The sequence below is a fragment of the Streptomyces sp. NPDC020917 genome, from assembly GCF_044333795.1.
Lineage (GTDB): Bacteria > Actinomycetota > Actinomycetes > Streptomycetales > Streptomycetaceae > Actinacidiphila.
This window is the reverse complement of record NZ_JBIRRR010000027.1, coordinates 116,919-126,898: the sequence shown is the minus strand read 5'-3', so window position 1 is coordinate 126,898 and position 9,980 is coordinate 116,919. Positions and strand designations below refer to the sequence as shown.

Here is a 9,980-nt window from a genome sequence, read left to right as displayed (position 1 = left end):
GTCCCCGGCCCATTCCCCCATCACCACGAAACCACTCTGGCCCCGCCACTCACGCGGCGGGACCAGAACTCCAAGATCTTCATGACTCTTCTAGGCCGTGTCCGGCAGGTCCCGCCTGCCCGGAGTCGCGCGCCCCGCCCGTCCGGGCGGGTGGCGGCCTTGCCGGAGACGGCCCGGGCCGGGCGGGCGTGCCGGGCGGCGCGAGGCGGGCCGGACCGGCCGGGCGAGGCCGGCGGCGGCTGTCGCGGCGCTGCTCCGCAAGCGCGGCCGGGGCGTCTACCGTGTAGGGCGTGACCGACGCGAACGCTCCTGACGCCGCCCTGTTCCCCGCCACCCGGCTGGAGTCCGCCCGCAAGGCGGCCCAGGACGCCGGCCTCGACGCCCTGCTCATCGCCCCCGGTGCCGACCTGCGGTACCTGACCGGATATCAGGCGCTGCCGCTGGAGCGCCTGACCTGCCTGGTGGTGCCCGCCGCGAGCGACCCGTTCCTGGTGGTGCCGGACCTGGAGAAGCCCGCCGCGCTCGCATCTCCGGCCGGCCGGCTCGGCATCGACATCACCGGGTTCGGCGAGACCGACGACGCCTACGCACTGATCGCCCGCCGGCTGCCGGCGGGCACCCGGCTGTTCGCGGTCGACAACCACATGTGGGCCGAGAAGCTGCTCGCCTTCCAGGCCGCGCTGCCCTCCGCGCAGGCGGGGCTGGCCGGCGACGTGCTGTCGGTGCTGCGGATGCGCAAGACGCCCGCCGAGATCGAGGCGCTGCGCCGGGCGGGTGCCGCCATCGACCGGGTGCACCGCCGGATGGGGGAGTGGCTCAAGGCCGGCCGCACCGAGCGCGAGGTCGCCCGGGACATCGCCGACGCGATCGTGGCCGCCGGCCACGACACGGTCGACTTCGTGATCGTCGGCTCGGGCCCCAACGGCGCCAGCCCGCACCACGAGGTGTCCGACCGGGTGATCCGGGAGGGCGACCCGGTGGTGGTCGACATCGGCGGCACCACGGCCGAGGGCTACTGCTCGGACTCCACCCGCACCTACGCCGTCGGCGAGCCGCCCGCGGCCTTCCGCGAGCTGTACGAGGTGCTGCTGCGGGCCCAGACCGCGCAGACCGGCGCGGTGCGCCCGGGCATCACCGCCGAGGAACTCGACGCGGTGGGGCGGGACATCATCACCGCGGCGGGCTACGGCGAGCACTTCATCCACCGCACCGGCCACGGCATCGGCCTGGAGACCCACGAGGAGCCGTACATCGTGGCCGGCAGCGCGCGGGCGCTGGAGCCGGGCATGGCGTTCTCGGTGGAGCCGGGGATCTACCTGCCGGGGATGTTCGGCGCGCGGATCGAGGACATCGCGGTCTGCACCGAAGACGGCGGCGAGCGGCTGAACCTGACAGGACGTGACCTGGTGGTTCTTCCCGGTTGACCTGCCATTGGTCGAGACCAATATTGATCGCAAGCCTCATCTGCAAACCCTGGTGGAGCAGGAGGTGAACGACCATAGTGGTCCGCATCCGGCCCGCCCCAGAGACGGGCCGTTCCCGATTCACGTCGAGGGAAACCAAGGGGAACCCATGACCCGTAACGCGCCCCGGCGTGCCGTACTGACCGCCGCACTCGCGGCGGCCGCGGCCACCGCGACCGCGCAGTCCGCCAGCGCCGCCCCGGCGTCCGCCACCCGCGGCGCCGCTTCCGGCGCCGCGGCCCAGCCTGCCGCCCAGCAGGCCGCGGCCCCGGACGACGCCCCGATCGACTACCGCGGCTGGACGTCGAACCCCGACTGGCTCTCCGGTGAGCACCGGGGCACGGCGCCGGTGACGGGGAAGCGGCCGGGCGTGCGGATCGCCCGCGCGACCGGCACGCTGGACTACACCGACCCGCACACCGGCACCACCGCCACCTGGGAGTCGGCGTCCTGGACCTCGCCGCTGCACCGGATCCCGGGGCCGGCGAGCGAGCTGATCTCCTCGTGGAACGCCGACACCCCGGCCGGCACCTGGATCCAGGTCGAGCTGCTCGGCACCTACACCGACGGCACCGCCACGCCCGCGTACATCATGGGCCGGTGGACCGCCGGTGACGGCCCGGACGACATCCGCCGCACCTCGGTGGACGACCAGACCGACAACAAGAGCAGCATCTGGACCGACACCTTCTCCATCGACGACACGACCGCGGGCCCGCTGCTCGCCTCGTACCGGCTGCGGCTGACGCTGTTCCGCAAGCCCGGCAGCACGCTGACCCCGACGGTCTGGCGGCTCGGCGCGATGGCCTCGAACATCCCGGACCGCTTCACCGTCCCGGCGTCGGTGCCGGGTGTGGGGACCGGGATCGAACTGCCGGTGCCGCGCTACTCGCAGAACATCCACAAGGGCCAGTACCCGGAGTACGACAACGGCGGCGAGGCCTGGTGCAGCCCGACCTCGTCCACCATGGTCATCGAGTACTGGGGCCGCGGCCCGACCGCCGAGCAGATGGCGTGGGTCGACCCCTCCTACGCCGACCCGCAGGTCGACCAGGGCGCCCGCTACACGTACGACTACCAGTACGAGGGCTGCGGCAACTGGCCGTTCAACGCGGCCTACGCGGCCACGTACACGGACATGCAGGGGGTCATCACCCGGCTGCACTCGCTCAACGACCTCGAGCGGCTGATCAAGGCCGGCATCCCGGTGATAACGTCCCAGTCCTTCCTGGCCTCCGAGCTGGACGGCGCGGGGTACGGCACCTCGGGGCACCTGATGTGCATCGCGGGCTTCACGCCCGAGGGCGACGTGGTGGCGAACGACCCGGCGAGCAGCAGCGACGACGCGGTCCGCAACATCTACAAGCGGGCCCAGTTCGAGACCATCTGGCTGCGCACCAAGCGGATCAACGCCTCGGGCGGGGTGAGCGGCGGCACCGGCGGTGTCTGCTACCTCTACTTCCCGGCCAAGCCGAGCCCGGCGCAGAAGCGCGCGCTCGCCTCGGTGGGCGTCGTCTGAGTCCGTCCCGCCCGGGGTCCGGGCACGGATCCCACCACCGGCCGCGCGCCGGTCACATGCCGGTCTCCGGGCGGGTCACCCCCGCCCGGAGGTCGGCATTCCGCACCCAAACGGGCAAGTGGTCGAGACCAATTGGTGGATTAGCCCAAAGGTCTGGACCAACCCATTGACGGGTTCGCGTCACGGCAGGATTCTGCTGCCACGTTCCCCCACAGGAGGTCCGACGTGAACCGACTCAAAGCTCTCGGCTCGGGCGTGGCCGCCGCGGCCCTCGCCTTCGCCGGGCTCGGCACCGCCGCGGTGCTGTCCGCCGGCCAGGCCAACGGCGCCACCGTCTCGGCCAACGCCCTGAGCAGCCAGTGGTACGCCGCGGCGCCGTACCTCATGCCGCTCGACAACAACCCGCCGAGCGCCAGCGCCATCATGGACGCGACCGGCCTCAAGGCGTTCCAGCTGGCGTTCATCCTCGCCCCCAACGGCGGCGGCTGCAGCCCCACTTGGGGCGGCACCAGCGCTGTGTCCTCCGACACCGCGGTCGCCGACGTGATCTCCGCGATCAGGGCCAAGGGCGGCGACGTCTCGGTGTCGATCGGCGGCTACGGCGGCACCAAGCTCGGTCAGGCGTGCTCCGACGCCGCGTCCACGGCGGCCGCGTACCAGCAGGTCATCACCAAGTACGGCCTCAAGGCGATGGACTTCGACCTCGAGGAGCCGGAGTACGAGAACACCGCCGCGGTCGCGCACGAGATCGGCGCGGCCAAGATCCTGCAGCAGAACAACCCGGGCCTGTTCATCTCCGTCACCACCGCCGGAACCGCCGCCGGAACCGGCTGGTTCGGCCAGCAGATGCTCAACGAGGCCAAGTCGCAGGGCTTCACGCCGAACAACTTCTCCATCATGCCCTTCGACGGCGGGTTCAACGGCGCCGCCTCCCAGACCAGCGCGCTCACCGCCTTCAACGGCCTGCTGCAGAGCACCTTCGGCTGGGACGCCGCGACCGCCTACGCCCACGAGGGCTTCTCCGGCATGAACGGCCGCAGCGACACCGGCGAGTACTTCTACCAGGCGGACTTCCAGACCGTGCTCGACTACGCGACGAGCCACGGCATGGGCCGGTTCACGTTCTGGTCGCTGAACCGTGACCGACAGTGCTCGCCGCCGGACAACAACGGTGCCACGTCCGGCACGTGCAGCAGCGTCGCGCAGGCCGACTGGGACTTCGCGAAGTACTCGGTGAAATTCGCGGGTGCAACGCCTCCGGTGACCACCCCGCCGACCACTCCGCCCACCACGCCGCCCGGCGGCAGCTGCGCCGGCGTGGCCGACTGGTCCGCCTCCGCGGTGTACGTCGGCGGCAACGAGGTGCAGCACAACGGCCACAAGTGGAAGGCCAAGTGGTGGACCACCAACGAGGAGCCCGGCACCACCGGCGAGTGGGGTGTGTGGCAGGACGAAGGCGCCTGCTGACGCGCTGCTGACCGGTGCTGACGCCCCGCGGTCGGACCGCGGGGCGTCGGTGCGTCCGGCGGACGCACCACCTTATGGCGGGCCCGCGGCCGAACTCGGCGGCGGGCCCGCGAAGTTGTGTGCGTGTCCTCGCAGGTGCGCGTTTTCGCAAATGCACATGACGGTGTTTGTTGGCCGAAAACGGACGTGACTTCTCCGGTTCTGTGTTTCACTCCGAACAGGTGATCAGTAGCCTCGTGCTGAGCACCCGCAAACCCGGCCGCCACCGGAGCATGCGGCGAACACCCGCCGACGACGCGCACGTTGAGCCCCATGAGCTGGAGACACCTACCGTGACCGACCGTCCATCCTGGGCCCCGCAGGGCATCGATCTGACCGTCCCCAGCGTCTCCCGCGTCTACGACTACTTCCTCGGCGGCTCCCACAACTTCGAGGTCGACCGGCAGGCCGCGCGGGTGGCCCTGAAGGCGTTCCCCGGCATCCCCAAGATCGGGCAGGCCAACCGCGCCGTCATGCGCCGCGCGGTGCAGTTCGCGGTCGACCGCGGCGTCCGCCAGTTCCTGGACATAGGGTCCGGCATCCCCACGTTCGGCAACGTCCACGAGGTCGCCCAGGCCGCCGCGCCGGGCTCCCGCGTGGTGTACGTCGACAACGACCCGGTCGCCGTCGCCCACAGCAAGGCGGTGCTGGCCGACAACCCGGACGCCGCCATCGCCGCCGCCGACCTGCGCGAGCCGCGCTCGATCCTGGAACACCCCGAGACCCGGCGGCTGCTGGACCTCGACCAGCCGGTCGCCCTGATGCTCGTCGCCGTCGTGCACTTCCTGCCGGACGCGGACCGGCCGGCCGACATCATCGCCACCCTGCGCGATGCGCTGGCCCCCGGCAGCGTCATGGTCATCACCCACGCCACCCTGCTGGGCCCGACCCCGCAGGCCCAGCGCGGCGTGCAGGAGGCGTACCAGCGCACCACTACGCCGCTGCTGATGCGCACGGTGGAGGAGCTGGAACCTTTCTTCGCCGGCTTCGAGATCGTGGAGCCCGGTATCGTCCCGCTGCCGCACTGGCGGCCCGACACCCCGGTCACCGAGGACGACGACACCGCGGCGCTGCACGGTCTCGCCGGAGTGGGGCTGAAGGCGTGAACACCGGGCCGGCCGGGGCATGGGGCGGAGCGGGCCACCGGCCGGAGCAGGACGAGCAGCTCAACCTCCGCCGGTTCGTGACCATCTGGTGCCGGGCCATCTACTCGGTCACCGCGACGTCCATGACCCGGGGCGAGTTCGAGGCGCATCTGATACCCCAGGCCCGCATCCTCCACGAGGCACTGCGGGCCGAGCGCTTCGATCCGCGCCCCGCGGCGGCCGTCGGCGCCGCCCTGGTGGACGCGCACTGCACCGACCCCGAAGCCCTGCCGAGCATCCTCGGCGTCATCGACGCCTATCTGGTGCTCTACTGCCCGCCGGACCCGGACGTGTCCGCCGACGAGGCCAGGATCCGCTGCTCGCGCCTGCAGCACGCGGTGGCCGTCGGCTTCTCCCAGGCGCTGCGCGAACGCACCCTGGCCGAGCAGGAGTCCCTCTCCCGCGCCGCGCTCGGCGCCCAGGCCGAGGCCGAACGGGCGCTGGCGGCCAGCGAGGCGAAGTTCCGCGCGGTCTTCGAGAGCGCCGCCGTCGGCATCGGCATCGCCGACATGGACGGCAACGTCCTGGAGATCAACCAGGCCGCGGCCCGCATGTTCGGCGGCGAGGGGCACATCAGGCGGCGCAACGTCCAGGACTGGGTGCACCCGGAGAACGACCCCGGCAACCGCGGCCTCAACGGCGAGCTGGTGCGCGGCGAACGCGACGGCTACCACATCGAGAAGGCGTACGCGCGGGCCGACGGCTCGGTGCTGTGGGCCAACCTCCAGGTGTCGCTGCTGCGTGACCCCGCGGGCGAACCGCAGTACCAGCTGGCCCTGCTGGAGGACATCACCGAGCGCCGCGGCCTGCTGCAGCGGCTGCGCCACCAGGCCACCCACGACGCGCTCACCGGACTGCCCAACCGCGCCCTGTTCTTCGAGCGCCTCGACCAGGCCCTCGACGCGGAAGGACCGACCACCCGGATCGGCCTGTGCTACCTCGACCTCGACGGCTTCAAGACGGTCAACGACAGCCTCGGCCACGCGGTCGGCGACCGGCTGCTGGTGGACGTCGCCGAGCGGCTGCGGGACTGCATCACCTCGCCCGACCAGCTGGTGGCCAGGATCGGCGGCGACGAGTTCGTCGCGCTGTACACCGACCCGCCCGGCCTGACCGCGGTCACCGACCTGGCCACCCGGATCCTGGAGGCGCTGGCCACCCCGGTCACCCTGGAGGAGCGCGACCTGCGCGTCCACGGCAGCATCGGCATCGTCCATGGGCCGGTCGGCTCCCGGGGCGCCGCCGACGTGCTGCGCAGCGCCGACATCACGATGTACCGGGCCAAGGAGCTGGGCGGCAACCGCTACGAGGTCGCCGACCCCGACGCCGACGCCCGCGCCATCACCCGGCACGGGCTGACCAACCGGCTGCCGGGGGCGCTGGAGCGCGGCGAGTTCTTCGTCGAGTACCAGCCGCTGATCGGCCTGGAGAACGGCGCGGTGCTGGGCGCCGAGGCGCTGGTCCGCTGGGGCCACCCGGTGCACGGCGTGCTCGGCCCCGACCAGTTCATCCCGCTCGCCGAGAGCACCGGGCAGATCGTGCCGCTCGGCCGCTGGGTGCTGGAGCAGGCCGCCCGGCAGGCCCGCGACTGGCACCGCGAGCACCCCGGCGCCGACCACCCGCCGCGGGTGAACGTCAACCTCTCGCCGATCCAGCTGCACCACCGCGACCTGGTCGCCGAGATCTCCGCCGTCCTGGACGAGACCGGCCTGCCGCCCGGCGCGCTGTGCCTGGAGGTGACCGAGAGCGCGCTGATCGGCGGCGACGAGGACGCCCTGAAGCCGCTGCGGCGGATCGCCGACCTCGGGGTGGCCATCGCCCTGGACGACTTCGGCACCGGCTACTCCAACCTGTCCTCGCTGCGCTGGCTGCCGCTCAGCGTCCTGAAGCTGGACCGGGCGTTCACCCGCGGCATGCGGCGGCACCCCGCGGACCCGGTGGACATGAAGATCGTCGAGGGCATCGTGTCGCTCGCGCACAGCCTCGACCTCACCGTCACCGTCGAGGGCGTGGAGACCCGCGCCCAGGCCGAGCACCTGCGCGCGCTGGGCTGCGACCACGGCCAGGGCTGGTACTACGCCAAGCCCGGCCCGCCCGAGGCCCTGCACCGGCTCAGCCTCGCCGACGCGGGCTGAGCGCCGCGCCGTGCGGGCGCGCCGCGGCGGGAGATACGGCACCGTGAGGGGTGCGGGCGCCAAGGGCCCGCGCGGCATCGCACCGAGCGCCGCACCGCCCCCTGGGCGCGGTGCCCGGGTGCCGCCGCCGTGCTGGTGACTCAGTGGCGCCGATCGGGCATACTCCAACCGCCGGACCTGTTGATCACCGCGCGCCGCAACCCGGCGCGGGATCATGGATCCGGGTCCTGATCGCTCACCCGGACGGCCCCGCCCCACCCTGGCGGCCGCCGCCGCCGCGCCCGAAAAGGGAGGATGCGCAGCCATGCCGCACCCAGCGCCGCACCGGCACCTGCCCACCGACGAAGCCCGCGAGCTGCTCGCGCTCACCCGGGACATCGCGCAGCGCGAGATCGCCCCGCAGGCATCCGCCGAGGAGGACGCCGGCCGGTTCCCGAGGCAGACGTTCGCGCTGATCGGCGAGGCCGGACTGCTGGGCCTGCCGTACGCGGAGGAGTACGGCGGCGGTGGCCAGCCCTACGAGGTGTACCTGCAGGTCCTCGAGGAGCTCGCGGCGGCCCGCCTCACCGTGGGCCTCGGCGTCAGCGTCCACACCCTCGCCTGCCACGCCCTCGCCTCCTTCGGCAGCAAGCAGCAGCGCGCCGACCACCTGCCGCAGATGCTCGGCGGGAGCCTGCTGGGCGCCTACTGCCTGTCCGAGCCGACCTCCGGCTCCGACGCCGCCTCGCTGCGCACCAAGGCCGTGCGGGACGGCGAGGACTGGACCCTGGACGGCACCAAGGCGTGGATCACCCACGGCGGGGTGGCCGACTTCTACACCGTGCTGGCCCGCAGCGGCGGCACGGGCGCCCACGGCATCACCGCCTACCTGGTCCCCGGCGACGCCGCCGGGCTGTCCGCGGCGTTGCCCGAGCGGAAGATGGGCATGAAGGGCTCGCCGACCTCGCAGGTCCACTTCGACGCGGTGCGGGTGCCGGACACACGGCGGATCGGCGAGGAGGGCCAGGGGTTCGCCATAGCGCTGGCCGCCCTGGACTCCGGGCGCCTGGGCATCGCCGCGTGCGCCGTCGGCGTGGCGCAGGCCGCGCTCGACGCGGCGGTGGCGTACCTGGGGGAGCGGCGGCAGTTCGACCGGCCGATCGCCGACTTCCAGGGCCTGCGCTTCATGGTCGCCGACATGGCGACGAAGATCGAGGCCGGCCGCGCCCTGTACCTGACCGCCGCCCGGCTGCGGGACGCGGGCGAGCCGTTCTCCGCCCAGGCGGCGATGGCCAAGCTGTTCTGCACCGACGCCGCGATGCAGGTGACCACGGACGCGGTCCAGCTGCTCGGCGGGTACGGCTACACCGCGGACTTCCCGCTGGAGCGGTACATGCGCGAGGCGAAGGTGCTGCAGATCGTGGAGGGCACCAACCAGATCCAGCGGATGGTGGTGGCCCGGCACCTCATGGGCCCGGAGTCCCGGGTCTGACGGCCGCCACCAGGCGGCACCCGTGCGGGTGCGTCCCGGGGCGGCTCCGTCCCGGGACGCCGGCAGTGGCTCCGGCAGTGACTCGACGGCTTGACGGCTTGACGGCCGCACGGTCCGCGGCGCCGCGCCCGCGGCCGGGCGCGGCGGCAGGCGGCTGCTCAGGCCGCCAGGCGCGTGGCGGACGCCCGCATCGGGCGGGAGCCGGGGCCGCCCACGTGCGAGAAGGGCTGGGTGCGCCAGTCCAGGCCGGCAGGCAGTGCCAGCACCACGGCGAACTCCGGCTCGGCGGCGTCCGCTCCGCCGTCCAGCGGCCTGCCGTCGGCGACCGGGCGGCCGGAACCGCCGCAGACCGTCAGGCCGAACGGGTTCCACGGGGTGGGGCACAGGGCGTGCTCGGGCAGCCGCTCCGAGCCGGTCGGCACCGCGATGGGCCGGCTGCAGTCCGGGCAGAACAGCCGTGCCACGTCGGCGAGTTCGTCGTCGTACGCCTCCTCGGCCTCGTCGGCGACGGCCTCGAGGTCCGGGGCGTCGAGGCCGCCGGCGCCCTCGGCGCCGGCCAGGACGGGGAGCGGGAGTCCGGTCTCGTGACCCTCGCCGAGCGAGGAGTCCGATCGTTCGCCTCGGATGCCGCGCACCTGATTACGCATGCTGCGTTCCCCCTTGGGTGGATGCCCTCGATCGGGCCGGCCGGGCTGCGCGCTCTCGGCCATAGCGAGCACTTCCCGCCGCGCTACGCGGGTA

At 73.0% G+C, this 9,980-nt stretch carries 7 protein-coding genes; 6 read left to right on the top strand and 1 reads right to left on the bottom strand.

All coding sequences use genetic code 11. The features are described 5' to 3' along the window. Positions 1 to 290 precede the first annotated feature (290 nt). The 6 genes from ACH4TG_RS37455 to ACH4TG_RS37430 all read left to right on the top strand — a co-directional run bounded on the left by ACH4TG_RS37455 (position 291) and on the right by ACH4TG_RS37430 (position 9,239). Complete coding sequence (locus ACH4TG_RS37455; protein WP_398247161.1) at positions 291 to 1,424, top strand: M24 family metallopeptidase; 1,134 nt, start codon at positions 291 to 293, stop codon at positions 1,422 to 1,424. A 148-nt stretch (positions 1,425 to 1,572) separates the two neighbouring features. Then, positions 1,573 to 2,982, top strand: coding sequence for a peptidase C39 family protein (locus ACH4TG_RS37450; RefSeq protein ID WP_398247160.1), 1,410 nt, complete (start codon positions 1,573 to 1,575; stop codon positions 2,980 to 2,982). 225 nt (positions 2,983 to 3,207) lie between these two features. Next, positions 3,208 to 4,449 (top strand): carbohydrate-binding protein, encoded by a 1,242-nt coding sequence (locus tag ACH4TG_RS37445; RefSeq protein WP_398247159.1) that lies wholly within the window; start codon positions 3,208 to 3,210, stop codon positions 4,447 to 4,449. Between the two features lie 332 nt (positions 4,450 to 4,781). After that, positions 4,782 to 5,594, top strand: a complete 813-nt coding sequence (locus tag ACH4TG_RS37440; RefSeq protein WP_398247158.1) for an SAM-dependent methyltransferase — start codon at positions 4,782 to 4,784, stop codon at positions 5,592 to 5,594. Beyond that, positions 5,591 to 7,768 (top strand): putative bifunctional diguanylate cyclase/phosphodiesterase, encoded by a 2,178-nt coding sequence (locus ACH4TG_RS37435; RefSeq protein ID WP_398247157.1) that lies wholly within the window; start codon positions 5,591 to 5,593, stop codon positions 7,766 to 7,768. The genes ACH4TG_RS37440 and ACH4TG_RS37435 overlap by 4 nt, the downstream gene beginning before the upstream one ends. A 304-nt stretch (positions 7,769 to 8,072) precedes the next feature. After that, positions 8,073 to 9,239, top strand: a complete 1,167-nt coding sequence (locus ACH4TG_RS37430; RefSeq protein ID WP_398247156.1) for an acyl-CoA dehydrogenase family protein — start codon at positions 8,073 to 8,075, stop codon at positions 9,237 to 9,239. A 158-nt stretch (positions 9,240 to 9,397) separates the two neighbouring features. Here the strand turns inward: ACH4TG_RS37430 and ACH4TG_RS37425 are convergent, their stop codons facing one another. Continuing rightward, entirely contained in the window at positions 9,398 to 9,886 is a 489-nt protein-coding gene (locus ACH4TG_RS37425; protein WP_398247155.1) for a hypothetical protein, read from the bottom strand. Between the last annotated feature and the right edge of the window lie 94 nt (positions 9,887 to 9,980).

What these genes read in the sequence shown, in the direction of transcription:
- ACH4TG_RS37450 (WP_398247160.1), top strand. Translation starts at nt 1,573, where the DNA reads ATGACCCGTAACGCGCCCCGGCGTGCCGTACTGACCGCCGCACTCGCG.
- ACH4TG_RS37430 (WP_398247156.1), top strand. Translation starts at nt 8,073, where the DNA reads ATGCCGCACCCAGCGCCGCACCGGCACCTGCCCACCGACGAAGCCCGC.
- ACH4TG_RS37425 (WP_398247155.1), bottom strand. Translation starts at nt 9,886, where the DNA reads ATGCGTAATCAGGTGCGCGGCATCCGAGGCGAACGATCGGACTCCTCG.